Annotated in this window: 38 protein-coding genes; 17 read left to right on the top strand and 21 right to left on the bottom strand. The window is 63.5% G+C overall.

The annotated features are described in order from the left end of the window. The first annotated feature begins 441 nt into the window (after nt 1-441). Together ASD76_RS09235 and ASD76_RS09230 are read left to right on the top strand one after the other, a co-directional pair. Complete coding sequence (locus ASD76_RS09235) at nt 442-1,917, top strand: ABC-F family ATP-binding cassette domain-containing protein (RefSeq protein ID WP_321164425.1); 1,476 nt, start codon at nt 442-444, stop codon at nt 1,915-1,917. Nucleotides 1,918-2,076: 159 nt separating this feature from the next. Continuing rightward, a complete protein-coding gene (locus ASD76_RS09230; protein WP_055921550.1) occupies nt 2,077-2,523 on the top strand; it encodes a hypothetical protein in 447 nt (148 codons plus the stop codon). 68 nt (nt 2,524-2,591) lie between these two features. Here the strand turns inward: ASD76_RS09230 and grxD are convergent, their stop codons facing one another. The 6 genes from grxD to ASD76_RS09200 are packed head-to-tail and all read right to left on the bottom strand — an operon-like array spanning nt 2,592 to nt 4,869. Beyond that, nucleotides 2,592-2,921, bottom strand: coding sequence for a Grx4 family monothiol glutaredoxin (grxD, locus tag ASD76_RS09225; protein WP_055921547.1), 330 nt, complete (start codon nt 2,919-2,921; stop codon nt 2,592-2,594). Nucleotides 2,922-2,956: 35 nt separating this feature from the next. Continuing rightward, entirely contained in the window at nt 2,957-3,190 is a 234-nt protein-coding gene (locus ASD76_RS09220; RefSeq protein WP_055921544.1) for a BolA/IbaG family iron-sulfur metabolism protein, read from the bottom strand. A 10-nt stretch (nt 3,191-3,200) separates the two neighbouring features. Then, nucleotides 3,201-3,524 carry a DUF1476 domain-containing protein gene (locus ASD76_RS09215; RefSeq protein WP_055921541.1) on the bottom strand — a complete coding sequence of 108 codons (324 nt, stop codon included), beginning with the start codon at nt 3,522-3,524 and terminating at the stop codon, nt 3,201-3,203. 50 nt (nt 3,525-3,574) lie between these two features. Then, nucleotides 3,575-4,177, bottom strand: a complete 603-nt coding sequence (leuD, locus tag ASD76_RS09210; protein WP_055921538.1) for a 3-isopropylmalate dehydratase small subunit — start codon at nt 4,175-4,177, stop codon at nt 3,575-3,577. Further along, the gene (locus tag ASD76_RS09205) at nt 4,177-4,338 is read right to left on the bottom strand and encodes a hypothetical protein (protein WP_055921535.1); all 162 of its coding nucleotides are present in this window, start codon (nt 4,336-4,338) and stop codon (nt 4,177-4,179) included. The genes leuD and ASD76_RS09205 overlap by 1 nt, the downstream gene beginning before the upstream one ends. A gap of 39 nt (nt 4,339-4,377) precedes the next feature. Further along, entirely contained in the window at nt 4,378-4,869 is a 492-nt protein-coding gene (locus ASD76_RS09200) for a DNA-deoxyinosine glycosylase (RefSeq protein ID WP_055923115.1), read from the bottom strand. Nucleotides 4,870-5,140: 271 nt separating this feature from the next. Between ASD76_RS09200 and ASD76_RS09195 the strand changes: the two genes are divergently transcribed. Further along, entirely contained in the window at nt 5,141-7,579 is a 2,439-nt protein-coding gene (locus tag ASD76_RS09195) for a TonB-dependent receptor (protein ID WP_055921532.1), read from the top strand. Between the two features lie 46 nt (nt 7,580-7,625). Then, nucleotides 7,626-8,402 carry a DNA alkylation repair protein gene (locus tag ASD76_RS09190; RefSeq protein WP_055923113.1) on the top strand — a complete coding sequence of 259 codons (777 nt, stop codon included), beginning with the start codon at nt 7,626-7,628 and terminating at the stop codon, nt 8,400-8,402. Here the strand turns inward: ASD76_RS09190 and leuC are convergent. Continuing rightward, on the bottom strand, nt 8,399-9,829 hold the full coding sequence (gene leuC, locus ASD76_RS09185) for a 3-isopropylmalate dehydratase large subunit (protein ID WP_055921529.1): 1,431 nt from the start codon (nt 9,827-9,829) through the stop codon (nt 8,399-8,401). The genes ASD76_RS09190 and leuC overlap by 4 nt on opposite strands. 78 nt (nt 9,830-9,907) lie before the next feature. Between leuC and ASD76_RS09180 the strand changes: the two genes are divergently transcribed. Then, a complete protein-coding gene (locus ASD76_RS09180) occupies nt 9,908-10,426 on the top strand; it encodes a sterol desaturase family protein (RefSeq protein WP_055921526.1) in 519 nt (172 codons plus the stop codon). Here ASD76_RS09180 and ASD76_RS09175 read toward each other — a convergent pair. Genes ASD76_RS09175 through ASD76_RS18230 form a run of 13 tightly spaced genes read right to left on the bottom strand, consistent with a single transcriptional unit; the run spans nt 10,423 to nt 15,006 of the window. After that, a complete protein-coding gene (locus ASD76_RS09175) occupies nt 10,423-10,830 on the bottom strand; it encodes a SufE family protein (protein WP_055921522.1) in 408 nt (135 codons plus the stop codon). The two genes, ASD76_RS09180 and ASD76_RS09175, sit on opposite strands and share 4 nt — an antisense overlap. Nucleotides 10,831-10,854: 24 nt before the next feature. Next, nucleotides 10,855-11,091 carry a hypothetical protein gene (locus tag ASD76_RS09170; protein WP_055921520.1) on the bottom strand — a complete coding sequence of 79 codons (237 nt, stop codon included), beginning with the start codon at nt 11,089-11,091 and terminating at the stop codon, nt 10,855-10,857. A 26-nt stretch (nt 11,092-11,117) separates the two neighbouring features. Then, nucleotides 11,118-11,375, bottom strand: a complete 258-nt coding sequence (locus ASD76_RS09165) for a hypothetical protein (RefSeq protein WP_055921517.1) — start codon at nt 11,373-11,375, stop codon at nt 11,118-11,120. Further along, entirely contained in the window at nt 11,372-11,710 is a 339-nt protein-coding gene (locus ASD76_RS09160; protein ID WP_055921515.1) for a hypothetical protein, read from the bottom strand. Before ASD76_RS09160 ends, ASD76_RS09165 begins: the two co-directional genes overlap by 4 nt. Next, the gene (locus ASD76_RS09155) at nt 11,710-12,012 is read right to left on the bottom strand and encodes a hypothetical protein (protein ID WP_055921512.1); all 303 of its coding nucleotides are present in this window, start codon (nt 12,010-12,012) and stop codon (nt 11,710-11,712) included. The genes ASD76_RS09160 and ASD76_RS09155 overlap by 1 nt, the downstream gene beginning before the upstream one ends. After that, nucleotides 12,012-12,302 (bottom strand): hypothetical protein, encoded by a 291-nt coding sequence (locus ASD76_RS09150; protein WP_055921509.1) that lies wholly within the window; start codon nt 12,300-12,302, stop codon nt 12,012-12,014. Before ASD76_RS09150 ends, ASD76_RS09155 begins: the two co-directional genes overlap by 1 nt. 26 nt (nt 12,303-12,328) lie before the next feature. Continuing rightward, nucleotides 12,329-12,646 (bottom strand): hypothetical protein, encoded by a 318-nt coding sequence (locus tag ASD76_RS09145; RefSeq protein WP_082553705.1) that lies wholly within the window; start codon nt 12,644-12,646, stop codon nt 12,329-12,331. Nucleotides 12,647-12,676: 30 nt separating this feature from the next. Continuing rightward, nucleotides 12,677-12,955 (bottom strand): hypothetical protein, encoded by a 279-nt coding sequence (locus tag ASD76_RS09140; protein ID WP_321164424.1) that lies wholly within the window; start codon nt 12,953-12,955, stop codon nt 12,677-12,679. An 11-nt stretch (nt 12,956-12,966) separates the two neighbouring features. Then, entirely contained in the window at nt 12,967-13,278 is a 312-nt protein-coding gene (locus tag ASD76_RS09135; protein ID WP_055921503.1) for a hypothetical protein, read from the bottom strand. 23 nt (nt 13,279-13,301) lie between these two features. Then, nucleotides 13,302-13,676, bottom strand: coding sequence for an envelope stress response membrane protein PspC (pspC, locus tag ASD76_RS09130; RefSeq protein ID WP_082553704.1), 375 nt, complete (start codon nt 13,674-13,676; stop codon nt 13,302-13,304). Continuing rightward, entirely contained in the window at nt 13,673-13,972 is a 300-nt protein-coding gene (pspB, locus tag ASD76_RS09125) for an envelope stress response membrane protein PspB (RefSeq protein WP_055921500.1), read from the bottom strand. Before pspB ends, pspC begins: the two co-directional genes overlap by 4 nt. Before the next feature lie 3 nt (nt 13,973-13,975). Continuing rightward, complete coding sequence (gene pspA / locus ASD76_RS09120) at nt 13,976-14,845, bottom strand: phage shock protein PspA (protein ID WP_055921497.1); 870 nt, start codon at nt 14,843-14,845, stop codon at nt 13,976-13,978. Next, nucleotides 14,842-15,006, bottom strand: coding sequence for a hypothetical protein (locus ASD76_RS18230; RefSeq protein ID WP_156457613.1), 165 nt, complete (start codon nt 15,004-15,006; stop codon nt 14,842-14,844). Before ASD76_RS18230 ends, pspA begins: the two co-directional genes overlap by 4 nt. A 147-nt stretch (nt 15,007-15,153) precedes the next feature. Here ASD76_RS18230 and pspF point away from each other — a divergent pair, with 147 nt between their 5' ends. Beyond that, a complete protein-coding gene (pspF, locus tag ASD76_RS09115; RefSeq protein WP_055921494.1) occupies nt 15,154-16,191 on the top strand; it encodes a phage shock protein operon transcriptional activator in 1,038 nt (345 codons plus the stop codon). 4 nt (nt 16,192-16,195) lie between these two features. Here pspF and rnk read toward each other — a convergent pair whose 3' ends face one another. Continuing rightward, complete coding sequence (gene rnk, locus ASD76_RS09110; RefSeq protein WP_055923107.1) at nt 16,196-16,600, bottom strand: nucleoside diphosphate kinase regulator; 405 nt, start codon at nt 16,598-16,600, stop codon at nt 16,196-16,198. 353 nt (nt 16,601-16,953) lie between these two features. On the opposite strand from rnk, the gene rimP reads away from it, so the two are divergent. The 11 genes from rimP to rpsO all read left to right on the top strand — a co-directional run bounded on the left by rimP (nt 16,954) and on the right by rpsO (nt 26,784). Further along, nucleotides 16,954-17,514 carry a ribosome maturation protein RimP gene (gene rimP, locus ASD76_RS09105; protein WP_055921491.1) on the top strand — a complete coding sequence of 187 codons (561 nt, stop codon included), beginning with the start codon at nt 16,954-16,956 and terminating at the stop codon, nt 17,512-17,514. After that, complete coding sequence (gene nusA / locus ASD76_RS09100) at nt 17,514-19,172, top strand: transcription termination factor NusA (protein WP_055921488.1); 1,659 nt, start codon at nt 17,514-17,516, stop codon at nt 19,170-19,172. Before rimP ends, nusA begins: the two co-directional genes overlap by 1 nt. Then, nucleotides 19,153-19,899, top strand: coding sequence for a DUF448 domain-containing protein (locus ASD76_RS09095; RefSeq protein WP_055921485.1), 747 nt, complete (start codon nt 19,153-19,155; stop codon nt 19,897-19,899). Before nusA ends, ASD76_RS09095 begins: the two co-directional genes overlap by 20 nt. A 17-nt stretch (nt 19,900-19,916) precedes the next feature. After that, nucleotides 19,917-22,487 carry a translation initiation factor IF-2 gene (infB, locus tag ASD76_RS09090; RefSeq protein ID WP_055921482.1) on the top strand — a complete coding sequence of 857 codons (2,571 nt, stop codon included), beginning with the start codon at nt 19,917-19,919 and terminating at the stop codon, nt 22,485-22,487. Between the two features lie 111 nt (nt 22,488-22,598). After that, entirely contained in the window at nt 22,599-23,294 is a 696-nt protein-coding gene (locus ASD76_RS09085) for a glutamine amidotransferase (RefSeq protein WP_055921470.1), read from the top strand. A 4-nt stretch (nt 23,295-23,298) separates the two neighbouring features. Beyond that, nucleotides 23,299-23,835 (top strand): DUF1697 domain-containing protein, encoded by a 537-nt coding sequence (locus ASD76_RS09080; protein WP_055921467.1) that lies wholly within the window; start codon nt 23,299-23,301, stop codon nt 23,833-23,835. 2 nt (nt 23,836-23,837) lie between these two features. Next, nucleotides 23,838-24,233, top strand: a complete 396-nt coding sequence (gene rbfA, locus ASD76_RS09075) for a 30S ribosome-binding factor RbfA (RefSeq protein ID WP_055921463.1) — start codon at nt 23,838-23,840, stop codon at nt 24,231-24,233. A 45-nt stretch (nt 24,234-24,278) separates the two neighbouring features. Beyond that, nucleotides 24,279-24,965: a site-2 protease family protein gene (locus ASD76_RS09070; RefSeq protein WP_055921460.1), complete on the top strand. Its 687-nt coding sequence runs from the start codon at nt 24,279-24,281 to the stop codon at nt 24,963-24,965. Between the two features lie 63 nt (nt 24,966-25,028). After that, entirely contained in the window at nt 25,029-25,526 is a 498-nt protein-coding gene (locus tag ASD76_RS09065; protein WP_055921457.1) for a DUF2239 family protein, read from the top strand. After that, entirely contained in the window at nt 25,523-26,509 is a 987-nt protein-coding gene (gene truB / locus ASD76_RS09060) for a tRNA pseudouridine(55) synthase TruB (RefSeq protein ID WP_055921455.1), read from the top strand. Before ASD76_RS09065 ends, truB begins: the two co-directional genes overlap by 4 nt. Nucleotides 26,510-26,514: 5 nt before the next feature. Beyond that, nucleotides 26,515-26,784, top strand: coding sequence for a 30S ribosomal protein S15 (gene rpsO / locus ASD76_RS09055; RefSeq protein WP_055921452.1), 270 nt, complete (start codon nt 26,515-26,517; stop codon nt 26,782-26,784). The last annotated feature ends 121 nt before the right edge of the window (nt 26,785-26,905 follow it).

The following is a 26,905-nucleotide window of genomic DNA, read 5'->3' as shown; positions in this document are numbered from 1 at the left end:
GCCCAATCGGTCACCGAAAAGGGCTCCGAAAATGACCCCGAAAGGATCCTGTTGGGTCGTTTGCTGCCCCGAAGCCTGCGCAAAGCCAGGACCCGCGGCGAGGGCCATCGTAGCAGCGATGGCAAAAGTGACGGTTTTTCGCATTTGGCAACCTTCTCAGCTTGCCTCCCGGGCGAAAAACGATGGCTGCGCGAAAGGGTTTCCGCGCGGGGAAATGAGAGGCGAGCTTGTGGAGAGGCGATGAGGGCCCTACTTCGCGCCGGGCAGTCAACGAAGGAGCATGTGTCGTGATCGATCAGACCAGGAAAGCGCCCTGTTTTGCATCATCCTATCACGCGAGTTTCCATGTCTGCTCTTCTCACGCTCGATTCAGTCTCCGCTCAGACGCCTGAACACAGAGTCCTATTTCAGGGCCTGACCTTATCCGTAGGGGCTGAACGCGTGGGCTTGGTGGGCCGCAACGGCTCAGGCAAGTCCACTCTGCTTCGTATCGTCGCTGGAGAAACCGATGCCGCGACCGGCGCGGTTCGGCGGTCGGGGTCGATCGGCATGCTTGTGCAGGACTGGCCGCCTGAAATGTCGGTCGGCGATGCGCTTGGCGTTGGCACGGGCATGGTCATCTTGCAGCGCGTGTTGGCAGGCGAGGGTGACGCGGACGATTTCGACGCGGCGGATTGGACCCTGGCATCCCGCGTAGAAACCGCGCTGGCCGACGCCGGAGCACGGGAAATCGCCCTCGACCGCCCGATGGGTTCGTTTTCGGGCGGAGAGCGCACGCGTGTGGGTATCGCCCGCCTCTTGATCGAAAAGCCGGACTTGCTGCTACTCGACGAACCCACCAACAATCTCGATGCCGCCGGCCGCGCTTCAATCCACGCCCTGGTCCGCAACTGGAGTGGCGGGGCGCTGGTCGCCAGCCATGATCGCGAACTTCTCGAACTGATGGACCGTATCGTCGAACTGACGCCGGTCGGTATCCACATCGTCGGCGGCGGCTGGACAGCGTTCGCAGCGCAACGCGAGGCGGAGCGAAGACGGGTGGCGCAGGACCTGGAACGCTCGGAAGCGGCACTCCGCGAGGCGGAGCGAACTGCCCAGCGTCAGCGCGAAGCCAAGGACCGTCGAGACAAAGCGGGGCGAAATTTCGCGGCCAAGGGCTCGGAACCCAAGATACTGCTCGGCGCTCGGGCTGCACGAGCCGAAAACAGCGGAGGGCGGATACGTCGCCTCGGTGAGAACTCGATCAGCGAGGCCGCACTCAAAGCGGAAGGCGCCCGCACTAAGGTCGAGGTGCTGACGCCCCTGGTCATTTCACTGCCGCCGAGTGACCTACCCTCCGGTGCGCAAATCGTGTCGCTGGACGAGGTCGCGATCGACCTCGGTGAACGTCGTCTCGGGCCCTGGACACTGAACCTTCGCGGGCCGGAACGGATTGCAGTCGCGGGACCGAACGGCGCGGGGAAGACCACGCTGCTTAAGGTTGTGGCGGGTGCTATCGAACCGGCTGGCGGAACGGTGCGCAGGCTCGACGGGCGGATCGCCATGCTCGACCAGCACGTCACCTTGCTCGATCGCGAAACCAGTATCCTGGCCAATTTCCGCCGTCTCAATCCGTCGCTCAACGTGCAAGACGCTTATGCTGCCTGTGCTCGCTTCGCCTTTCGCAATCGCGATGCCGAACAGAGTGTCGGCACGCTGTCAGGCGGCGAGCGCCTCCGCGCGGGTCTTGCCTGCACCCTGGCGGGTGAGCGGCCGCCATGGCTCCTCATCCTCGATGAGCCGACCAACCACCTCGACCTGGCGTCGATCGAACTGCTGGAGCAGGCGTTACGCGAATTCGACGGGGCGCTGATGGTTGTCAGCCACGACCCGGCATTCCTCAAAGCTATAGGCGTTGACCGGGAATTCAGAGTGTAGCGACCGCCGTTCAGGCTGCCCTCGCGACATGATCCTCGGTAAACTCCCGTATTGTCCGCGGCCTCGCTGCGTCGCAACGGTGTTGGAATAGGCCGCTACCGGCAGCCCACAACGCCGCTTCACGTAGCGACGACTATCCACGCCATAGGACCGAATTCGATGACCATGTTCGAGCGCTCTTCTTGGCCCGCATCGCTGGTGGCTAAGAGCAAGATGTCCGGCTTCTTTCGGGTGGCTGTCCGTTCGGCCGCCCTTATGTTGGTGGGCACGGTAGGCGCCGCCTGTCATGGAACGCCGCAAGAGGCGACCAGTGCGCCCGAAAGCGAGCAGTCAGCGGCAAAGGCGGCGCCGGACATTTCCGATCTCTCCCCCAATTGTCAGCGGGCCTACGCCAAAATGCGTCAATGCCTGCGCCAGACGATGGGCCTCACCAACGATACGCCCCCGGATATCACGGCCGAGGAATGGCAGCGGATTCGCGGCGGGACGAACCAGGATTGGGAAAAGCAGCTTCGCGACGTCGCGCAGACATGGCGGCAGATGAGGGGGAACCCTGCCATCGAACAAGCATGCACGGAAATATCCGAAAGCCCGGAATGCTCTTGAAAAGCGAGACTGACGGCGGTGACCGGTCAGAGACGCAGCTTTGGCGGGCAGGGGCCCGCCAAAGCTGGCTAGTTCGCCTTGGCGACCTGGGCTTCGTCGAGCAGCTGCTGCAGCTCGCCCGCCTGGTACATCTCCATCATGATGTCGCTGCCGCCGACGAATTCGCCTTTGACGTAGAGCTGAGGGATGGTCGGCCAATCGGAAAAGGCCTTGATGCCCTGGCGCACTTCCATGTCCTGCAGCACGTCGACGCTTTCATAAGCGACGCCGCAATGGTCGAGGATCGCCACCGCTCGGCTGGAGAACCCGCACTGCGGGAACAGGGGCGTGCCCTTCATGAACAGGACGACGTCGTTGTCGCCGACAATCTTGGAGAGACGCTCGTTGGTATCGGACATGTGGCAGGCCTGATCTGATGAAGTGAGTATGGAAGTCAGTTGGGAACCGAGGTGGTCAGTTGCAAGGCATGAAGCTCACCGCCCATGCGCCCGCCGAGCGCCTCGTAGACCATCTTGTGCTGCTGGACGCGGTTCTTGCCGGCAAATGCGGTCGAGGTGACGTGGGCGCGATAATGATCGCCGTCGCCCGCGAGGTCTTCGATCACGACCTCCGCGCCAGGCAGCGCCACCTTGATCAGCGCTTCGATTTCTGCGGCGGGCATGGCCATCGTGGTGTCCTCAGGACTCGCTCATCAACTGGCGCTTGGCCTCGACCGACTTTTCCTCGAGCGCCACGCGCACAGCGGTTTCGTCAACGTCGACGCCTGCGGCAGTGAGATCGCCCAGGACCTTGCGGATCACGTCCTCGTCACCGGCTTCCTCGAAGTCAGCCTGGACCACGGCCTTGGCGTAAGCCTCGGTCTCTTCGGAGGTCAGGCTCATCTTTTCGGCTGCCCAATGGCCCAGCAGCCGGTTGCGCCGAGCGGCCACGCGAAAGGCCGTCGTTGCATCCATCGCGAACTTGGCTTCCTCGGCGCGTTCGCGATCGTTGAAGTCGGTCATGTCAGGATTCCCTCAAAAATGCTGCCGGTGGCAAATAGCGCCGCGCCGTGTCAGGCCGCAAGCCCAGTCCCGTGCGCTAGCCAGGGCTTCTCGGCCTGCATGCGCTGCTCGTAGTCGGTGATCGCCGCGTCGCGGGCCAGCGTCAGACCGACTTCGTCGAGCCCGTTCACCAGGCAGTGCTTGCGGAACGGGTCGATCTCGAACGTGAAGCGGTCCTGGAACGGCGTGGTCACCACTTGGTGTTCAAGGTCGATCGTGATCTGATCTGTCTCGGCCACTTCCAGCAGCCGGTCGACTTGCGCTTGCGGCAGGACGACGGTGAGAATGCCGTTCTTGAACGCGTTGCCGGAGAAGATGTCCGAGAAGCTCGGCGCGATCACGGCTTTCACGCCCATGTCGAGCAAGGCCCAGGCGGCATGCTCGCGGCTCGATCCGCAGCCGAAGTTGTCACCCGCGACGATGATCGGCGCGCGGGCGAACTCGGGCTTGTCGAACACGTTGTCAGGATCTTCGCGCACCGCTTCGAACGCGCCGCGGCCGAGGCCTTCGCGGCTGACCGTCTTGAGCCAGCGGGCCGGAATGATCAGGTCGGTGTCGATATTCTTGCGGCCGAACGGCACTGCCCGGCCTTCAACCTCGCGGACGGCTTCCATCAGTCGGTCTCCGGCGGCTCGCCGCTGGGGATCGTGGGAGCTTTCTGAGCCTGCTTGGCCTTCTCCTTGCGGCGGTTGACGTAGAGCAGGGCGGCGGCAACCGCGGCCGATCCGATCGCTCCGGCAATGGCCGCATGGCCCGAGTTGAGACGCTTGGTCATGCTCCTTTCAATGGGGCGGGCGGTCGGCGGTGGCAACCCTCAACGGAGAAATTCGCCTAATGCGCTCCACAGCTTTTCCTTCTCCGCGAGCGGCATGGCGGCGTGGGCCGGGCTGGAAGAGGGGAGGGAGACGAGCGCCAGGCCGCGTCCGGCGAGCTGTGGCATGCCGATACCAGCGGAGGTCTTGCCATTGAACCCGACCGCCCGCAGTTCAGGCAGCGAGGCGGTCAGCTCACGCAAGGCTGTGGGCTCTGCTTCGCGGATCGAGGCGTCGAGGCTGCCTTGGCGCCGGGCGGAGGCCACGGTGTCCCACAAGCCGACCTTGGCCCTGAGCAGGGCAGCGAGACGGGCTTCGTAGCCGAGCGGCACAAGGTCGATTCCTATGACGTGGCCGATCAGGTGCCAGAAGCGGTTCTGCGGATGAGCATAGTATCGACCCACCGCCAACGACCGCTCGCCCGGCAGGCTGCCGAGGATCAGTACTCGGGTGTCGGGTGCCACGACTGGAGGGAATGAAGTCTTGCGGGTCACGGGTCGAACGGGATCATCGCCGGTTCGAAGCTCGATGGAAAGCCCGCCAACCACGCCGTTTCGCTGAGGGCGGGATAAATCCAATAAGTACCTATACTTATTGAGTTTCACGTCACCGCATGGAACGAATTCTCGCGTGTTGCCGCGGTCAGTTTTGGGCGGGCGCATGATGTGGCGAGGTAGCATTCGGCCGCGCTTCGCACTCGCCGAACAAGCGCCAACGGTCCCGCTTCGACGGCCCACGATCTCAGGAAAACGAGGAAGCTAGAAAATGAAGAGCGTCGGTTTGTTTACCCCCGCGCTGCTGCTCGCATCGACGAGCGCGTTTGCTCAGAGCGCAGCTGATTCGGCCCAGGATGCGGCGGACGCTGCCTATCAAGACGAAGCGGCCGCCGAGGATGGCGGCGAGGGCGACGTGATCATGGTCACGGCGCAGAAGCGCGTACAGTCGTTGCAGGATGTCGGCGCTGCGCTCACTGCGCTCAGTGCAGATCGGATTGCCAGCGCGCAGGTCAACAACATCGCGGACCTGCAGACGATCGTTCCCTCGGTGAACTTCGGCAACGACTTCAACCAGGCGAAGATCTTCATTCGCGGTGTCGGCGCCAATACCTCGACCACCGGCAGCTCCACCGGCGTCGCCTTCCATGTCGACGGGGTCTACGTGGCTCGTGCCGAGGCGCAACTTACCTCGCTGTTCGATGTCGAGCGGGTCGAGGTTCTGCGCGGACCGCAGGGCACGCTTTACGGGCGCAACGCGGTCGGCGGTTCGATCAACCTGATCACCGCCAAGCCGACCGACTGGCTCGAAGGCTATGGCCGGGTGACCTACGGCAACTACAACGCGCTCGTCACTGAAGCGGCAATCAGCGGGCCGATCACCGAGGGCATCCGCGCTCGTTTCGCGGTCAAGACCGAAGACCGCGATGGCTTCGGCAAGAATCCGGTTTCGGGCAAGGACGTGGACGATCTTAACCGTCGCATGGCCCGCGCCCAGGTCGAATTCGATCTCGGTCGTGACGCTACCTTCCTCGTGGCAGGCGAGTATTTCCGCCAAAGCGACGCTTCGGGCGCGATCCACTATCTGCGGGCCTCGTTCCCTGGAGTTGCCCGCCTCGCACCGTTGGGGGTCGGCGGCTATGCGACCGATCCGCGCGATCTGGCGACGGAATCGAGCCCAGGCACCGAGACCGATACTTATTCCTTCACCGGTACGCTCGACGTGCCGCTGAACGATGCGCTGACGCTCACCAACGTCGCCAATTATCGCTCGTTCAATAGCTCGCTGTTCCAGGACCTCGACCTTTCGGCGGTGATCAACAGCTGGCCGACCAACGGCCAGCCCACCACCGTGCAGGAACGCCGGATCGACAGCGAGCAGTGGAGCAACGAACTGCGGCTCGGCCTGACCTCAGAGTGGGTCAACGGCACGATCGGCCTGTTCTATTTCAACGAACGCCAGCGGCCGAGGGACAATGTCGGCCTCACCAACCGCAACGGCATGGCGCAGAATATCGGGGTGCTGGAGGCGGCGGGGATCGATCTGGCAGAGGCTTACGCCCTCTGCGGCTTTTCGCCCAATGGCGTGACTGGTGGCAGTACAGTGATCGCACCGAAGCGGGTGTGCACCTGGTCCAACCTCAAGACCGAGGCGTTCTCGATCTTCGGCCAGTACGAAGTCGGCCTTGGCCTGTTCAACGAGACGCTGGCCGATTTCACCGTGAAGCTCGGCGGCCGCTGGAGCGTTGAGCATGTCGAGTCCGAGAACCCCTCGATCGTCATCACCCGCAACGGTCTCGGTCCGGTGCTGCGTCATACGGCCGAAAGCACCCATGCGGAAAAGACCTTCCGCGATTTCACACCGGAACTGGGCCTCGAATGGGCCCCGACGCGCGATATTCTGGTCTATTACACCTATTCCGAAGGCTTCAAGGCGGGCTCGGGAGAGAACGCTTCGGGCAGTAAGACGATCGTCGATCCGGAGACCATCGCCAACCACGAGGTCGGCATCAAGAGCAGCTTCGGCCGCTGGCTGACAGTGAACCTTGCCGGCTACACCTACACGCTCGACGGGCTGCAGTTGAACAAGACGATCGCGGGCGGTCCGACGGGCTACACCACGATCTTCCAGAACGCCGCCCGGACCAAGGCCACCGGGTTCGAACTCGACCTGACCTCGCACCCGATGCCTGGCCTGCTGCTGAGCGGAGCGGTGTCCTATACCGACGCACACTTCGTCGACTACCTGACGCTCGACCCGCTTAACCCCGTGAACATCGCTGGCGGAACGCCCTACGACCCGATGACCAATCCCGACCCGACCGCCTATGGTGCGCCTGGCGGCGGCGAGATCCAGCTCGCGGGCAACGACACGCGCAACACCCCGCGCTGGGCTTGGAACCTGCACGGCGAATACGACATCGACGCCTCGATCGGGACTTTCACGCCGAATGTCGATGTCTCGTACAAGGGCCGGACCTACTTCAGCGAGTTCATGCGCGAGATCGAGAGCAGCCCTGCTTACGCCACGGTCGATGCCTCACTCGCCTATGAGACGAACGAAGGGAACATTCGCGCTCAGCTGTGGGTCAAGAACCTGTTCGACGTGTTCCGGCCGAGCAGCACCTTCGCCCTGGCGACGGGCCGCCTGCTCGGCGCGACGTGGCTCCCGCCGCGGACGTTTGGCGTGACGGTGGGTTATAAGTTCTAGCGAGTTGGCACAGCGGACAACTGAAACGAACCAGCGGAGTGCACCTGTGAACGGGACGAAGACCAGTGGGCGCGGGGTCAAGGATATCGACCCGGCCCATCTTGCCCGGCTCAATGCCGGCGAGGTCGAGGCCGCGACACTTGTCGAATGCCTAGCGGTGGATTTCGCCCTGCTCATGGGCAGCGTTCTGCCTGACATTGGGTCCGGACCCTGCGCCGAAATGCACGAGGCGAGAGAGGCGGGTATCTCCCGGCGCATGCTGCTGGCGGCCAGGCTAATCACAAAGCGATACGGTCCGTCTGCCATTGAGCGGCTCGCGCGGCATTCGTCTGACACCGTTCGCGGTTGGGTGTGCGCCATGCTCGGGGCCGCCGACATGGAGCTTGGTGACAGGCTCTTGGCGATCCGCCCCTTCGCTGACGATCCGCATTTCGGAGTGCGCGAATGGTCGTGGATGGCGGTTCGCTCACACCTCGCTGCAGAGTTGGACGTCTCCATCGCCTTGCTGGCGAAATGGACCGTTGACCCATCCGAACGTATTCGCCGGTTCGCGACAGAGGCGCTCCGGCCGCGCGGGGTGTGGTGCAGCCATATCGCCGCGCTCAAGCAACAACCGGAACGGGCGCTCGCGGTGCTCGAACCGCTCCGCGCCGATCCGTCCATCTATGTGCAGGACTCGGTTGGTAATTGGCTCAATGACGCTGGCAAGGATCGTCCGGAATGGGTTCGGGCCCTTTGCGAACGCTGGCTCGCGGAGAGTCCAGAGCCAGCGACAGTGCGAATTTGCCGCCGTGGGATGCGATCCATTCCTGTGGTGAACTAGACCAGTTCGCGCACGTCCGTGAGCTTGCCCGTCACCGCCGCCGCTGCTGCCATTGCCGGGCTGACGAGGTGTGTCCTCGCGCCAGGACCCTGACGGCCAACAAAGTTGCGGTTGCTGGTCGATGCGCAGCGCTCGCCGGCCGGGACCTTGTCCGGGTTCATGCCGAGACAGGCCGAACAGCCCGGCTCGCGCCATTCGAGGCCGGCTTCGGTGAAGACCTTGTCCAGCCCTTCGGCTTCGGCCTGTTCCTTCACCAGGCCGGAGCCCGGGACGACGATGGCCCATTTGACGTTCGACGCCTTGTGACGGCCTTTGAGAACCGCCGCAGCGGCGCGCAGGTCCTCGATGCGGCTGTTGGTGCAGCTGCCGATGAAGACGTTCTGGACCTCGACCTCGTCCATCTTCTGGCCGGGCTCCAGGCCCATGTAATCGAGGCTGGCCTGGGCGGCCTTCTGCTTGGAAGGGTCGGCAAAGCTCGACGGATCGGGAACCACGCCCCCTATCGCGACGGTGTCCTCGGGGCTGGTGCCCCAGGTCACGGTCGGCTCGATTTCGGCGGCATTGATAACCACCGACTTGTCGAACACCGCGCCTTCGTCGGTCTTCAGCGTGCGCCAATAAGCGACTGCCTGATCCCACTCCTCGCCCTTCGGCGAGAGCGGGCGCCCCTTGAGGTACGCGAAGGTGGTCTCGTCCGGAGCGACCAGGCCGGCGCGGGCGCCGCCTTCGATGCTCATGTTGCAGACCGTCAGGCGGCCTTCGACGCTCATCTCCTCGAACACCTTGCCGCGGTATTCGATCACGTAGCCGGTGCCGCCGGCGGTGCCGATCACGCCGATAATGTGGAGGATCAGGTCCTTCGAGGTGATGCCGGGACCGAGGTCGCCCTCGACGCGCACTTCCATCGTCTTCGACTGCTTGAGCAGCAGCGTCTGCGTGGCGAGCACGTGCTCGACTTCGCTGGTGCCGATGCCGAACGCTAGCGCGCCCACGCCGCCGTGGGCCGCGGTGTGGCTGTCGCCGCAGACGATCGTGGTGCCGGGGAGGGAGAAGCCCTGCTCAGGCCCGACGACGTGGACGATGCCCTGTTCGCGCGCGGTGGCGCCGAAGTAGCGCACGCCGAATTCGGGTGCGTTGTGTTCCAGCGCTTCGAGCTGCTGGGCGCTCTCGAGGTCGGCGATCGGGATGCGCTTGCCTGCCGCATCGATGCGAGCCGTGGTCGGCAGGTTGTGATCGGGCACGGCGAGAGTGAGCTCGGGCCGGCGGACCTTGCGGCCGTTCAGCCGCAGCGCTTCGAACGCCTGCGGGCTGGTAACTTCGTGGACCAGGTGGCGGTCGATGAAGATCAGCGAGGTGCCGTCGTCGCGCCGTTCGATCACGTGCGCGTCCCAGATCTTTTCGTAGAGGGTGCGAGGTTTGGAAGCCATGCACCGCAGTTACGCACGGCGGCCGGCAATTCAAGCCGGGGCTGTCTTTGACCGGCCAAAGTTCCTATTTAGACGGGCATGAATTGGCTGGTCCCTCTCACTATCGTCATGGCCACCATCGCGGCGATGGAATGGGTCGCATGGGCGAGCCACAAGTATGTGATGCATGGCTTTGCCTGGGCCTGGCACCGCGACCATCACGAGCCGCATGGCAAGGTGCTGGAGAAGAACGACCGCTTCGCCCTGGTTGGCGCGGCGATGAGCATTTCGATGTTCGCACTCGGCAGCCCGATGATCCTGGGAGAAAGCGCCTGGTGGCCCGGGACGTGGATCGGGCTAGGCATCCTGGGCTACGGGATCATCTACACGCTGGTGCACGACGGGCTCGTCCACCAACGGTGGTTCCGATATGTGCCGAGGCGCGGCTATCTCAAGAGGCTGGTCCAGGCCCACAACCTCCACCATGCGACGAGCGGCAAGGAGGGCGGCGTTAGCTTTGGCTTCGTCTGGGCGCGTGATCCGGTGCAGCTCAAGGCTGAACTCAAGCGTCAGCGCGAGGCGGGCACTGTCGTGGTACGGGACGCGGCTGAGGCCTAGCCCGCAGCAATCCGCGCCGCGTGTTGCCGCACTAGTGCGATCATGTTCGGCACGCCCTGTGTACGGTTTGAGCTAAGTTGGTTTCTCAGGTCGAACGGCGCGAGCGCGGCGGTGATATCCATCGCTGCCACCTCAGCCGCCTGTTTGTCCTGAACCGCCGAGATGATCAGCGCCACGATGCCCTTGGTGATTGCTGCGTTGCTGTCGGCGAGGAAGTGGAGCTTGCCGTCCTGCTCGGTCGGGTAGACCCAGACGCTGGCGGAGCAGCCCCGCACCAAGGTTGCGTCGGTCTTGAGCGGCTGGGGCATTTCGTCCAGCTCGCGGCCCAGTTCGATCAGCAGCCGATACCGTTCATCGGCATCGAGGAATTCGTACTCTTCGAGAATGTCGGCTAGGGAGCGCATGACGCGCCCCCTAGCGTAAATTGGTTACAGGTCCACCCCGCTGGCGATGGCTTCCAGCTTACGGATGCGTTCCTTAAGGTCGGCGATCTCGATCCGTGCGGCCCCTTCGCGGGCGCCGCCTTCGATTTCGCGTTTGCCATGCCCCGTCTCTAGCTCGCGGGACTTAAGCTCCAGCCAATCCTGCCAGCCCTTGAGCAAGGTGAAGGCCACGACCAGCAAACCCGAGAGGGCACTGGCGGCGATCAACAGTTCCTGACTCATCTCGCGTTCTCCCCTGCCTCTCGCGCCTATTTCTCGCGGAGGCTGTCTATTTCAGCCGAAAGCCGTTTGGTCTCACGATCCTCGGTGGCGATCCGTTCGAGGACTTTCACTCGCTCGCGCAGTTCGAGAACTTCGCGCTTGAGTTCCGCATCTTCGCGCAGCACCGGCTTCTCGTTGCCCATGGCGTCAGTCGTAATACCGTGCCGGGCGCGGTGCCTTGTCTTGATGACCTCGGCGAAAGCGAGGATCGCTACGATCACAATGATGGCGGTCCACATGTTCATTGCACATTCCCCTTGTCCGACCGCAGGCTCTCGATCTCATGGCCGAGGCGGTAACCGCTGTCGGTGACGATGCGTTCGACATTGATCAGGCGATCCTGGAGCGAGCCGATCTCGGCGCGCAGCTGCGCGTTTTCCTGCGTGAGCAGCTTTACCCGTTCCATCGCCTCGGTAGTCACTGCGGGCTTCAGCGATTGGCCCCACATGCCTTCCAGCGGGTAGCCGTGCTTGATCTTCAGGCGGGTGTTGTGGACCGACGCAAGAATTCCTGCGGCTCCCAACATCAGGCCGCCGCCGACGATCCAGGGAAGGTACTGAAGAAGATCCATCGGATTCATCAGGTGCGCTCCTCTGCCTTGAATTGAACTGCCTCGACGGGCGTACCGCGCAAGTCTTCGATGCTCTGGGCGAGGTCCGAACCCTTGTCGGTGGCGATGCGCTCCAACACGCGGACGCGGGCTTCGAGCCGTTCCACATGCGCAGCGTACTGCGCGGCCTTCTCGGCGGTGCTGTCCGCAGTCACGCCGACCTGGCGCTCCTTGTAGGCCATGAAGCGCTTGAAGGCTTCGCCGAGCGTCGAGACCACGGCGATCACGATCCCGCCAAGGACGACGGCCGCAATGGTTTCACCCGGTCCCATCAGTTGCTCCTCTCGACTTCGCGGCTTTCGAACCGATCCTCGACCCGGCGCTGGTCGCGAAGGGCCTCGATCTGCAGGGCTACGTCGTAACCCTTGTCGGTGACGATGCGTTCGAGCACAGCCACGCGGTCTTCCAAGGCCTTGTTGCTGGCGGCATACTGCGCGGCCTTTTCCGCGGTCGCCTGGATCTGCAGCTTCATCATGTCCTTGCGGTGGCCCAGCCAGATGGCGAAGCCCGGAATGAAGCCCAGGACCATCGCGATGGCGAAGATTGGGATGATGATTTCCATCTCGAAAGCTCCTTGCCTCGCCTGGCTCAGCCGCGGTCCGCAGACCTGGCAGCAGCGCGCGTTTCGCTCCGAGCCGCCAGGGCGTCATCGATGCCGCGCTGGTCGCGAAGTGCCTCGATCTGCGCTGCGATATTCAAGCCTTTGTCCGTCACGATCCGCTCCAGGACCGCCACGCGATCCTCGAGCATTTCCATCCGCCCGTCCTGTCTGGAAGTGTCGGGCGCAGCATACCGCTCGCCGGCATCGATGCGCATCCGTTCCACCTTCTCGCGATGCTTCAGTATGATCGCGACGATCGGGATCATCATGCCGAAGATCGGGATCATCAAAGGCGAAAATTCCATCAGCGTAGTCCCTCTTCCAGGTCTCGGTGCTCAGTCGGCACGGACCGTGTTGTTGTCTTCAAGTTGGCTCTTCATCGGATGCCGGTCGCGCAGTGCCTCGATCTGGCTGGCGACGCCGTAGCCCTTGTCGGTGACGATCCGCTCCAGGATGCGGGTCCGTTCTTCCAGCTCCTGATAGGCCGTGCTCGCCTCGGTCCGGCTCTGCAGCTCCACCAGCTTGCGGCGATGCTGCGTCCAGATCGCGAAGATCGGAACCGACATCAGCGCGATGGGAAGCGTGACGGCGAAGATGATGTTTGCCAGGTCCACTGTCGTTCCTCTCAGCGCTGCCGTTCCGTTTGGCGGCCCATTTCGAGTGGGACGCCAGCGTCAGGCCGCACATCGCGCAGAGCTTCGATCTGGTGGGCGACGTCGAAACCGCGATCGGTCACGATCCGCTCCAACACCCGCATGCGGTCTTCGAGTTCTTCGATCCGCGCCGCCTGGGCGTCGTCGGCCTTGTGGGTGCGAGCCTGAAGCTCGAACTTCGCCATCTTCTGCTTGTGGCCAATCCACACGCCGTAGAAGGCCAGCGGTATTCCCATGCCGATCGCCAGGATCGGAATGAACACACCAATGATTGCCGGATCCATCCCCTGTCCCCTTCAGTAGTGCTCTAGCGCAGCCGTTCGATCTCAGCCGAGAGGCGCGGATTGCTAGTGACGTAGTATGACTCGACCTCGGCAAGCCGGCGGTCGATGTCGCGGAACTGCGAGCGGATTTCCCGCGCAGTGCGCTTCGGTGACTGGCGGACGCGCTGCCAGTACTTCTGCTCGTCCTGGTCGACATAGAGATTGGCGGGCTTCTTCGACGCCAGGAGGCCGAGTGCGAAGTAGATCGGGATGCCGAAGCCGGTCGCAAAGGTCAGCACGATGAAAGCCAGCCGCCACCAGATCGCGTTGATACCGGTGTAGTCTTCCAACCCCGAGCACACGCCCATCAGCTTGGCGTTCTGCTTGTCGCGGTACAGCGTCATGCGAGGCGTGTTCACTTCTTGGCTCCCTTCTTTTCGGCCAGCAGGCGATCGAGTTCGCGCAGCGGCTCGTTGTCGATGTCGCGGCCGGGCAGGAGGCGCGCCGGCTTGAACTCGGGGTTGTCTGACGCAACCAGGCGCTCGACCGTGTCCATGCGCTCGTCGAGCCGCTTGGCGAGGTTGTAGAGTTCTTCGAGCAAGCGCTCGTCGTCGGTAGTGATCGTCGCGGCGGTCTTCCACTTCGTGATGTAGTGCATGATCACCCAGGGAAGGCCGATGAAGATGGCGGGGACGATGATGAGGCTTTCGCTCATGGATCAGCCCTCCTTCTTTTCAGAGCCGCCCATGCCGAGCGCCCGCTTCATCTCTTCGAGTTCCTCGTCGATCTTGTCGGCCCCTTCGAGCGCCGCGATCTCGTCGGAGAGGCTCGGCTTGCCGGTGCCGTCGGAGATGCTCAGCGCATCGGCGCGGCCTTCGGCGTAGTCGACCCGGCGTTCGAGCTGGTCGAACCGGGTGAGGGCATCGTCGACGCGTTCGTTGGTCATCAGGCTGCGCAGCTTCACGCGGTTCTCCGCGCTTTCCAGGCGGGCCGCGATCTGCGTCTGCCGGCTGCGGGCTTCGCGCAGGCGGTTCTGCAGCTTGGCGATGTCCTGCTCGTAAGCCCGCAGGGCGTCGTCAAGTACGGCGATCTCCTGCTTGAGCTGGTCGCCCATGTCGGCAGCGCGCTTCTTTTCGACGAGCGCTGCACGGGCCAGGTCCTCGCGGTCCTTCGACAGGGCCAGCTGGGCTTTCTCACCCCAGTCGGCCTGGAGCTTCTCCAGCTTGACGGTGTGGCGGTGCATTTCCTTCTGGTCCGCAATCGTGCGAGCCGCGCTGGCGCGGACTTCGACAAGCGTTTCCTCCATCTCCAGGATGATCATGCGGATCATCTTGGCCGGATCGTCGGCCTGATCGAGCAGCTCGTTGAAGTTGGCGGCGATGATGTCTCGGGTGCGGGAAAAAATGCCCATCCAGGGTACTCCGGAAACGAATGAATTGACGGCAGCATTAAAGTCTTGAGCGGCCGGTTTGCCTATACCCGGCTGGGGGCTGGTGCGTAGCCGCTCGATTTCGCGGTCGATGCGTGAGCCAGCGCGTGAGGCTGCCTCGCCGATCGGGCGCAGGGGGTTGTCGTCCTTGGGGCTCATGCCAATTCGACCAATGGCGCGTCGACGGGGTTGGCGTCGGCGGCCAGGCAGATCTGCTGGTCCAGCGCAAACGCGTTGAACGAGATCATTGCGATGATGCTCGCCAACGCGGCGATGCCTAGCTTGCTGCTGAAGAACTCGCGGTCAAACATGGTCTTCAATCCCCTGACCAAACCTATGCGAGTATATCAGCAAGGAGCATGCCAAATCAGGAAAATGCGCCGCCTTGCTCGAATTTTGGGATATATCTTAGCGGGCTATGTGGCGCATATTGCCACCTTGTGGCGTTTTTTGCTATCTCTTGGTTCATGGAGCGAGAAAACCAGTTCATTGGCCAATCAGGGGCCTTTCTCGACGCGGTCGAACGGGCAAGCCGCGCGGCCCCGATGCGTCGTCCTGTCCTGGTTATTGGGGAGCGCGGAACGGGCAAGGAACTGATCGCCGAACGCCTTCACCGCCTGTCGAACCGCTGGGAAGAGCCGCTGATCACCATGAACTGCGCGGCGCTTCCCGAGACGCTGATCGAGGCAGAGCTGTTCGGCCATGAAGCGGGTTCATTCACCGGCGCCACGCGCGCCCGTGCCGGCCGTTTTGAGGAAGCCGACCGAGGCACCCTGTTTCTCGATGAACTGGCAACGGTGTCGATGGGAGCGCAGGAGCGCCTGTTGCGGGCGGTCGAGTATGGCGAGGTCACCCGCATCGGCTCCTCGCGCCCGCTCCGGGTCGACGTTCGCATCGTGGCCGCCACTAACGAGAACTTGCCCAAGCTGGCCGACGAGGGTCGGTTTCGCGCCGACCTTCTCGACCGGCTAAGCTTCGAAGTCATCACGCTGCCACCCTTGCGAGTACGCGAGGGCGATATCGACGTGCTCGCCGACTACTTCGGCCGGCGAATGGCGGCGGAGATCGGCTGGGAGCGGTGGCCCGGCTTTGCCGACCACGTTCGCCGCCAGCTCGACGATCATCCCTGGCCCGGCAACGTGCGGGAGCTGCGCAACGTGGTCGAACGCGCGGTCTATCGCTGGGCCAATTGGGAAGAGGCGATCGGCTACGTCCAGTTCGATCCCTTCGAAAGCCCCTGGAAGCCGGTGGCCGTTCACAGCAGCAAGGGCGTGGAAGCTGTGTCAGCGCACAACGGCTCACGTCCGATGGCCCATGACTACGACACGGTTGAGGACCTGCGGACTGCGGTCGAAGCTCACGAACGAGCGATCTTGGAGCACCACCTTGGCCGCAACCGCTGGAACCAGCGGCAGACGGCCAAGGCACTGGGGCTGACTTACGACCAATTGCGCCATTGCATCCGCAAGCACGGGCTCGCGGAGCGCAACGGGGAGGTCGAGTAACAGGTCAGTTGGAGCGGGTGACGCTTTCGATGGTGAGCAGCCGTTCTTCGCCGCTGCGGTCGGGCCAGCTGATCGACTGACCCGTGCGCAAGCCAATCAGCCCGGCGCCGACGGGGGTCAGGATCGAGAGACGCCCTTCGGCAATGTCGGCATCCTTGGGAAAGACCAGCGTTACGGTGCGCCGATCGCCGGTCTTTTCATCCACGAACGCGACAGTGGAGCCCATGGTCACGACGTCGTTGGGAATCTCCGCGGCAGACAGCGTTTCTGCGCGTTCGATTTCTTCGAGCAGGAGTCGGCCGACATTGGGATGGCGGTCCTGAATGCTGATAGCGAGGTCGGCGAGAGCGTCGGCCTCCTCTTCGATAAGGACGATGGGAGGCCGAGTTGCGGCCTTCTTGACAGTCATGACTGGAAACTTTCGAAACAGGGGAAATTGGCGCGTATGGCGCAGCAGCAGCTTGATGTTCGCCCCGGGCACGGGGCGCGAGCGCACCGGACCCGGGGCTAGATGCCCTCGAGAAGCTGTCCCCCGTGAAATCGAAAGTGTGCCTTATTCATCACGCGATGCTGTCATCTTGGAGTCGTGCTGTCAAATGCCTGAATGCCCCTGTGGGAAGGCGCAGCGAATGCCGGTTGCAATTGCGGGACGGCTCGCTTATCTAGCCGCCATCCTGACATTGTCGTGACAAGGTCTGGTGCTGGCGCCCTCGGGGGCCGGCCCGAAGCCTTTTGTCACAATGGTCCGGTATTTGGAGACCTATGGCCGACGTTACGCGCCTTACCGAAGTGATCGAACCCGAAGTAGCTGCTCTCGGATTCGATCTCGTGCGCGTGAAGCTCTCGGGTTCGGGTGAAGAGCGGACGCTGCAGGTCATGGCCGAAGATCCGGGCACCGGGCAGCTGGTGGTCGAACAGTGCATGACGCTTTCGCGCTGCATCTCTGACCGGATCGATCACCTTGAAGAGCTGGGCGAAGAACTCATTCACGGGGCCTACAACCTCGAAGTCAGCTCTCCCGGCATCGACCGTCCGCTGACGCGGGCGAAGGACTTTGCCAACTGGGCAGGGCATGACGTTAACCTCTCGCTGAACGAGCCGGTGGGCGACCACCGCAAGCTGCGCGGCGAACTGCTTGGCATCGAAGGCGATACGGTCGCCGTCGAAGACAAGAAGGCCGGCCGCCTGGAAGTGGCGCTGGCGAACATTCATTCGGCGAAGCTCGTCCTCACCGACAAGCTCATCGCCGCTACCCGTCCGCTCGATACGAGCGGCGTGGACGAAATCGAAGAAACACTCGAAGAAGAGAAGGCAGAAGACTGATGGCCAGTCCGATTTCCGCCAACAAGGCCGAACTGTTAGCAATCGCGCATTCCGTCGCGACCGAGAAGATGATCGACAAGGCGATCGTCGTCGAGGCGATGGAAGAGGCGATCCAGAAGGCCGCCCGTGCCCGTTACGGTGCGGAGAACGACATTCGCGCCAAGCTCGATCCGCTCACCGGCGACCTGCGCTTGTGGCGCGTGGTCGAGGTGGTCGAGCTGGTTGAAGACTACTTCAAGCAGGTCGATCTCAAGCAGGCCGAGAAGCTTCAGCCTGGTGCTGCGATCGGCGACTTCATCGTCGATCCGCTGCCGCCGGTCGACCTCGGCCGCATCGACGCGCAGAGCGCCAAGCAGGTGATCTTCCAGAAGGTCCGCGATGCCGAGCGCGAGCGTCAGTTCGAAGAGTTCAAGGACCGCTCGGGTGAGATCATCACCGGCGTGATCAAGTCGGTCGAGTTCGGCCACGTGATCGTCAACCTCGGCCGGGCCGAAGGCGTCATCCGCCGCGACCAGCAGATCCCGCGTGAAGCCGCTCGTGTCGGCGAACGTGTTCGCGCGCTGATCATGAAGGTGGAGCGCAACAACCGCGGCCCGCAGATCTTCCTCAGCCGCGCGCATCCGGAATTCATGAAGAAGCTGTTCGCGCAAGAAGTGCCCGAAATCTACGACAACATCATCGAGATCAAGGCCGCCGCCCGTGACCCGGGCAGCCGTGCCAAGATCGGCGTGATCAGCCGCGATAGCTCGATCGACCCGGTCGGCGCCTGCGTCGGCATGAAGGGCAGCCGCGTGCAGGCCGTCGTGCAGGAACTGCAGGGCGAAAAGATCGACATCATCCCGTGGAGCGAAGACACCGCGACTTTCGTCGTTAACGCGCTGCAGCCGGCAACGGTCAGCCGTGTGGTGCTCGACGAGGAAGAGAGCCGCATCGAAGTCGTCGTTCCCGATGACCAGCTGTCGCTCGCCATTGGCCGCCGCGGCCAGAACGTGCGCCTCGCCAGCCAGCTGACCGAGAGCCAGATCGACATCATGACCGAGGAAGAAGCCTCGGAGAAGCGCCAGAAGGAATTCGCCGAGCGCTCCAAGATGTTCGAGGAAGAGCTCGACGTCGACGAAACGCTGTCGCAGCTGCTCGTGGCCGAAGGCTTCGCCGAGCTCGAGGAAGTGGCTTACGTCGAACTGGCCGAGCTGGCCTCGATCGAAGGCTTTGACAACGAGCTGGCCGAAGAGCTGCAGAACCGCGCGCTCGAAGCTATCGAGCGCCAGGAAGAGGCTTACCGCACCGAGCGTCGTGAGCTTGGCGTCGAAGACGCGCTGGCCGAAATGCCGCACCTCAACGAGCAGATGCTCGTCGTGCTCGGCAAGGCGGGCATCAAGACGCTCGACGATCTCGCCGACCTCGCAACGGACGAACTGATCGCCAAGAAGCGCGAAGCTCCGCGCCGCCGTAACGCCGAGACCGGTCCGCCGCTGCGCCGTCAGCAGCGCACCGAAGACAAGGGTGGCGTGCTGGGTGAGTTCGGCCTGAACGAAGAGCAGGGCAACGAGATCATCATGGCTGCCCGCGCTCACTGGTTCGAGGGTGAAGACGAAGCTGCTCCGGCAGCCGAAGCACCCGTTCAAGAGGAGGCCGCCGATGCGGAATCCTCGCAATGAGCCGCTAGCCGACCACGACATTGCGGAAGCGACCGACCCGAGTAACGGGCCGGAGCGCCGCTGCATACTCAGCGGGCGGATCGCCTCGCGGGACGAACTCCTGCGCCTGGCGATCTCGCCCGATGGTGACGTCTTGCCCGATGCTCTCGCCAAGGCCCCTGGCCGTGGCGCGTGGGTGGGTGTCACTCAAGCCGAACTGACTGAAGCGCTGGCGAACGGGAAGCTCAAGGGCGCGCTGGCCCGGGCCTTCAAGAACGGCAAGATTGCGATTTCAGAGACTCTGCCGGTTTTGGCCGAGCAGGCTCTTACGCGTGCATTTCTGGACCGGTTGGGACTCGAAATGCGCAGCGGACGGCTTATCTTGGGTTCAGAACGCATTGCCAGCGAGGCCCGAATGGGCCGTGTGGCGGCGCTTTATCATGCGGCGGATGCCAGCGACGACGGCAGCCGCAAGCTCGACCAGGCCTGGCGTGTGGGAAGTGAAGCGGAAGGCAGTGGCCTTTCCGGCCTTCGCCTGCCACTGGACCGCGCGGCTCTGTCTGTGGCATTGGGCCGTGACAATGTCGTCCATTTGGCGTTGGCCGATGCCGCATCGGCCGGGCGGGTTGCTATCCCGCTGCAGCGCCTCGTGATCTTTCTGGGAGCCCCTGCGGCTTCTCTCGATGAAGATGCTTGTAGGGCTGGCGATGACGCCGCTTCCGCAAGCATGGCGACGAACGAATTTTGAAGGACTATTGAAGGCGTATGAGCGATAACGAAAACACACCGACGCTTACCCGGAAGCCGCTGGGGCTGAAGCGTTCGGTCGACGCCGGCGAGGTCAAGCAGACCTTCAGTCACGGCCGCACCAACAAGGTGACGGTCGAAGTGAAGCGCCGTCGCGCCTTGAAGCGCCCTGGTGAAGAAGGTCATTCCTCCGCTCCTGAGCCCGAGGTCGAGGTTGCTGCGCCGCCGCCGCCTCCGCCCGCTCCCGCGCCCCAGCCGAAGAAGCCGGTCGCCAAGGCTCCCGCTGGTGAAACGCCACAGGAACGTGTCGCGCGCCTTCAGCGTGAAGCCGAAGAAGCGCGTCTGCGCCTGACTGAGGAGGCCACTCGCCGCGACACCGAAGCGCGGGCCCAAGCTCTCGAGGATGAGAAGCGCCGCGCCGAAGAAAACCGCCGGGTCGCCGCCGAAGAGGCTGCCGCTGCAGCCACTGCTGCCGCCGCACCTCCGGCTGAAGTCGAAGCTGAGGCACCCGCCGAAGTTGTGGCCGAGGAAAGCGCTGAAGGTAGCGACGCCGAGTCGACTGCAACGGGTGCCCCGGCTCCGCGCAAGTTCACGCCTGTCGCGCGTCCCGAGCTCAAGCGGCCGGAAAAGAAGCGCGACGATCGCAAGCAGCAACAGCAGCCGGCCGGCCGCGGTCATGCTGCCGTCGACGATCGCCGTCGCGGCGGCAAGCTGACGGTCAACCGCGCCCTCAACGAGGACGAGGGTGCACGGGCCCGCTCGCTGGCAGCGCTCAAGCGCGCCCGCGAAAAGGAACGTCGCGCGCATATGGGTGGCATGTCGCAACCGCGCGAAAAGCAGGTTCGCGATGTGATCGTGCCGGAAGCGATCACCGTCCAAGAGCTCGCCAACCGCATGGCTGAGAAGGGCGCCGACCTGGTGAAGGCGCTGTTCAACATGGACATGATGGTCACCGTCAACCAGACGATCGACCAGGACACGGCGGAACTGCTGGTCGAGGAATTCGGCCACAACATCGTCCGCGTTTCGGACAGCGACGTCGATATCGACACCACTGAAGACGTCGATTCCGAAGAGACGCAGGAGTCGCGTCCGCCGGTCGTTACGATCATGGGTCACGTCGATCACGGCAAGACCAGCTTGCTCGACGCGCTGCGTGGTACCGACGTGGTGAAGGGCGAAGCCGGCGGCATCACCCAGCACATCGGCGCCTACCAGATCACCACCAAGGACAAGCACAAGATCACTGTGCTCGACACCCCGGGCCACGAAGCGTTCACGCAGATGCGCCAGCGCGGTGCGAACGTGACCGACATCGTCATCCTGGTGGTAGCGGCCGATGACGGCCTGATGCCGCAGACGATCGAGGCCATCCGGCACACCAAGGCAGCCGGCGTGCCGATGATCGTGGCGATCAACAAGATCGACAAGCCCGAAGCCAAGCCGCAGAAGATCCGCGAACGCCTGCTCGAACACGAAATCGTGGTCGAGGCGATGAGCGGTGACGTGCAGGACGTCGAGGTTTCGGCCAAGACTGGCGCGGGTCTCGATGAACTGATCGAGAAGATCCTGCTCCAGGCAGAACTGCTCGAACTCAAGGCCAATCCGAACCGCGCGGCCGATGCCACCGTGATCGAAGCTCAGCTCGACAAGGGTCGTGGCCCGGTCGCGACCGTGCTGGTCAATCGTGGCACCTTGAAGCGCGGCGACGTGTTCGTTGTCGGCAACGAGAGCGGCCGCGTTCGCGCGCTGGTCGACGACAAGGGGCAGCAGGTGAAGGAAGCCGGCCCTTCGATGCCGGTCGAGGTCCTCGGCCTCGGCGGCGTGCCGAACGCCGGCGATCACCTGACGGTGGTCGAGAACGAGCAGCGTGCCCGTGAAGTCGCGTCCTATCGCCAGCAGCAAGCGACTGCCAAGCGCACCGCCACGGCACCGGCCAACCTCGATGCGATGTTCGCCGGCCTCAAGAGCGACGTGAAGGAATTCGCGGTCGTCGTGAAGGCGGACGTGCAGGGTTCGGCCGAGGCCATCGTGACCGCGCTGCACAACCTCTCGAACGACGAGATCAAGGTGCGCGTGCTCAACTCGGGCGTGGGTGCGATTACCGAAAGCGATGTGGCCCTGGCCTCGGCCTCGAAGGCGCCGATCATCGGCTTCAACGTGCGTCCGAACGCCAAGGCGCGCGAGTTGATCGCGCGTCACAAGGTGGAGATGAAGTACTACGACGTCATCTATAAGCTGACCGAAGAGATCGCCCGCGAAATGGCTGGCGTGCTCGGACCGCTGCGGATCGAGAACGTCCTTGGCCGTGCCGAGGTCAAGCAGGTGTTCCCTGCCGGCAAGCGCGACAAGGCGGCAGGTCTGCTGGTGCTCGAAGGCGTCATCCGCAAGGGCCTCTACGCGCGTCTCACCCGTGCCGACGTCATCGTCAGCGCGACGACGATCGCTTCGCTGCGGCGCTTCAAGGACGACGTGGACGAAGTCCGCACCGGTCTCGAATGCGGCGTGGTCCTGGCCGACACCAACGACATCAAGGCGGGTGACCACCTTGAAGTGTTCGAGGTCGAGGAACGCGAACGGACGCTGTGATCCTGTTCCCCTTCCGCTCGCGGGAGGGGATAGGGGAAAGCCAAGGGAGAGCTTGGGGGTGAGCCGGTAATAGGCCCACCACCGGCCCCTCCCGCAAGCGGGAGGGGAGAAATGAAGACTGTCCTCGCCGTTCGTCATCTAGGATTTGAACACCTCGGCGTGTGGGACGCGGCGCTTGCGGACTTCGGTTTCGAGGTCCTCTACTGCGACCCCACCGTCGATGATCTGGACTCGATCGATGCGGTCGAACCGGACTTGCTCGTCATCCTCGGCGCTCCGATCGGAGCCTATGATGACGAGCTTTATCCTTTCCTGACCTCAGAGGTGCGGCTGATCGAACGGCGGTTGGCCGTCGCTCGGCCGTTGCTCGGCATTTGCCTGGGCGCGCAGCTTATCGCTCGCGCTCTTGGCGCAAAGGTCGCACCGATGGCGGACAAGGAGATCGGTTTCTCGCCGCTGGAGCTTACCGAGGTGGGCCTGGCATCGCCCCTGGGTCACATCGAAGACTGGCCGGTACTGCACTGGCATGGCGACCAGTTCGATCTCCCTGAAGGCTCCACCCTGCTGGCATCGACCGAACAATGCCCGAACCAGGCCTTTGCCATCGGGCCCAACGTCCTCGGCCTGCAATGCCACCTCGAGGCCGATGCCCGTGAGATTGAAAGCTGGCTGGTCGGCCATTGCGCCGAACTCATCGCCAGCGGCCGCGACCCGCGCGCGATCCGTGCCGATGCCGCTCGTTTCGGCCCACAGCTGGAGACCCGAGCCACGCGCGTCTTGCGCTCGTGGATCGCGGGGTGGGAGTAGGGAGATGGCGCGCTACGTGGCCTTGCTCGGTTCCATCAACGTCGGCGGCAATCGGCTGCTGATGGCTGACTTGCGCGAGGCGCTTGAGCGCGAGGACTTCGAGGACGTCGAGACTGTCGTCGCCAGCGGTAACGTGTTGTTCTCGCATGACGAACGACCGTCCACGGGACTGGCGGAAAAGATCGCCTACATCATCCGCGATCGCTTCGATATCGACACCTTCGCCGCCGTCCGGAGCAAGGACGAACTGCAGGCGGCCATCAGCGACAATCCCTTTACCGAGGATGGCGAGCCGAACTTCGTCCACACGATCTTCCTGGCCGAACCGCTCGACCGGGAAGCGTTCGAAGCTTTCGCTAATGGCTATGACGGTCCGGAACGCCTGGCCGCAGGCACTATGGAGTTTTACGTCGACTTCCGCGAAGGGGTGGGGCCGTCCAAGCTCGACCCAGCGATGAAGAAGGCCAAGGTAATCAAATCGCGTGCAACCGCCCGCAATGTGCGCTCGTTGCAACGCATGCTCGACAAGATGGATAGCTGACCATGCCCCGCCCAACCCAAGGCAATGAAGACCGCTCGGTACGCCTGCTCAAAGTGGGCGAGCGCGTGCGCCACCTGCTTTCCGAGCTACTCTCCCGCCAGCAGGTCCACGACGATACGCTGACTGCGCGCACGCTGTCAGTCACCGAAGTGCGCATGTCGCCGGACCTGCGGATCGCCAAAGTCTACGTGAAGCCGCTGCTGGGCGGCGAGGAGGAAGAAGTGCTCGCGGCGCTGCGCCGGAACACCGCCTACCTCCAGCGCGAAGTGGCTCAGCGGCTAGGCCTCAAGTTTGCCCCGAAGCTGCGCTTCCTCGCTGACGAGAGCTTCGACGAGGCAGACCGGATCGAGCGGCTGCTGAATGATCCGAAGGTCGCGCGCGATCTTGGGGAGGAATAGTCCGGCCCCTATCGCCGGGCAGGCCTTGTCCCTATCTCAGGCGCGATGAACGAAACTCTCCTACAAGCCCTCGCGCTGATCCCGGCGCTGGTCATTGCCATAGTATTCCACGAAGTCGCACACGGGTGGGTAGCGCTTGCGCTAGGCGATCCCACGGCCAAGGAGCGCAAGCGGCTTACGCTCAATCCGATCCCCCACGTCGATCCATTCGGGACCCTGATACTGCCCGGGCTGCTCACTTTGAGCGGCTTGCCGGCCTTTGGCTGGGCCAAGCCCGTGCCGGTGAACAAGTGGCGTCTGAAGAACCCGCGATACGGGATGATGGCCGTGGCGGCGGCCGGTCCGGCGAGCAACTTGATCCTCGCTGCCATAGGGGCTCTCCTGCTGGGCTTGCTGGCCCGCGGCTTGACCGTGGAACCGGAGGGGCTGCTCCGTTACGGCCTTCTCACGCTGTCCTACTTCATCGGGATCAATATCTTCCTGGCGCTTTTCAACCTCCTGCCGATACCGCCGTTCGACGGGTCGCACATCGTCGAGGGGCTGCTGCCCGAAAAGGCGGCGGTCGTTTACGACAAGCTACGGCCCTTCGGGTTCATGCTGCTGTTCCTGGTCCTGCTGGTCATTCCCTACTTCTTCCCTGGCCTCGGGATCGTTGAGAGGGTTGTCGTTCCCCCGTTCGAATGGGCGCAGCGGCAGTTCCTCACGTTGGCTTACTGGGTCGCGGGCGGATAATTTTATCCGGGCATATTGATTAATTTAATCCGGGTGTATATTGGCCGTCATAAGGAGGCTCTAATGAGCGTGACGGTTTTTCACAAAGGCGAGCTCTTGGCTCGCGGAACAGCGCAAGAGGTCGTGCCGCAAATGCGCGCGCTTGAACCGCTTGAACGGGCCTCGGACCTGCTGGTGTTCGATGACGACACCGGCCGACAGATCGACCTGGATTTGCGGGAAGAAGAACCAGCGCGCACTCGCGGGCGCCCCTCGCTTGGGGTGAAAGCCCGAGAGGTAACTTTGCTTCCCCGGCACTGGGACTGGCTCAACGCCCAGCGCGGCGGCGCCTCGGCGGCGCTTCGGCGCCTGGTGGAGGAGGCCAGCAAGCGCGCGAAGGGGCCTGAGCAAGGTTATGACGCGGCCTACCGCTTCCTTAGCGCGATAGCCGGCGATCTACCCACGTTCGAGGATGCCGTGCGCGAGCTCTATGCCGGGAACCAGGTCGGCTACGATCACTTCACCTACGATTGGCCACCCGCAATCCGCGATCATGGCCGGAGGCTAGCGTTTCCCGAATGACCTTACCTCAACCTCACGGCTGGCTGATCCTCGACAAGCCGCGCGGGCTGGGCTCAACCCAGGCCGTGGCGGCGGTCAAGCGCGTGTTGCGCAAGGCGGGTTACGGCAAGGTCAAGATCGGTCACGGCGGCACGCTCGATCCGCTGGCGGAAGGCGTCTTGCCGATCGCGCTGGGCGAGGCGACCAAGCTCGCCGGCCGAATGCTCGATGCCAGCAAGACATATGCCTTCACCATCCGCTTTGGCGAGGAAACCGACACGCTCGACCTCGAAGGCGAAGTGATTGCGAGCAGCGACCATCGGCCGCCCCTGGCTGCCGTGGCCGCGGTCTGCGAGCACTTCACTGGTGAGATTGAGCAAGTCCCACCGGCTTATTCCGCGATCAAGGTCGACGGTCGGCGGGCCTACGATCTTGCGCGGGCCGGCGAGGAAGTCGAGCTCAAGAGCCGCAAGGTAACGATCCACGAACTGATCCCTCCCGACACCGGCGAGGAACTGTGGTCTACCTTCGCGGAAACAGCCGCCCGCCCGGATCTTCTCGACCCCACAGCTCCGCTCGTTCTCGCCGATAGCGTCACCCTGGTGGCAAACGTCAGCAAGGGTACCTATATCCGCTCCCTGGCGCGCGACATCGCCTATGCGCTCGGCACGATCGGTCATGTGACTTACCTCCGGCGCACTAAGGCTGGGCCTTTCACCGAAAGTCAGGCGATTTCGCTGGACATTCTGGAGGAAATCGGCAACGGCGCGCGCCTTGAAGACCACCTCCTGCCGCTGGAGGCGGGGCTGGACGGTATCCCGGCCCTTACCCTCGATCCAGAGAGCGCGCAGGCGGCCCGTCAGGGCCGGGTCCTTTCTGGAATGCCCCATCCCGATGGGCTCGTCCTCGCTATATCCGGCAATGTTCCGGTGGCGCTGATGGAGCTTTCGGGCGGTACGGCGAAAGTCGTCCGGGGGTTTAACCTAACGGATACCGCGGAGTAAAATGAATGTCGGTTACCGCCGAAAAGAAGCAGGAAATCATCACCAGCAACGCCCAGTCCAAGGGCGATACCGGTTCTCCCGAAGTCCAGGTCGCGATCCTCACCGAGCGCATCCGCAACCTGACCGAGCACTTCAAGGATCACCACAAGGACAACCATTCGCGCCGCGGCCTTCTGATGATGGTCAATAAGCGCCGTAGCCTGCTCGCCTATCTCAAGAAGAAAGATGTCGAGCGCTACAACGGTCTGATCCAAAAGCTGGGTCTGCGTAAGTAAGAATTTGATGGGAAGCGGCCCCTCAGTGGGCCGCTTTTCGCATTTGGGGCAGGCCTCGCAATTCGGCGAGGAAGCCTTGGGGCAGGAAAAGGCCCCGCACCGGACCGGGACGGAACACCCG

Source organism: Altererythrobacter sp. Root672 (genome assembly GCF_001427865.1).
Lineage (GTDB): Bacteria > Pseudomonadota > Alphaproteobacteria > Sphingomonadales > Sphingomonadaceae > Croceibacterium_A.
Note: the sequence above shows the minus strand (reverse complement) of the source record. Positions and strands in the feature narration are given on the sequence as shown.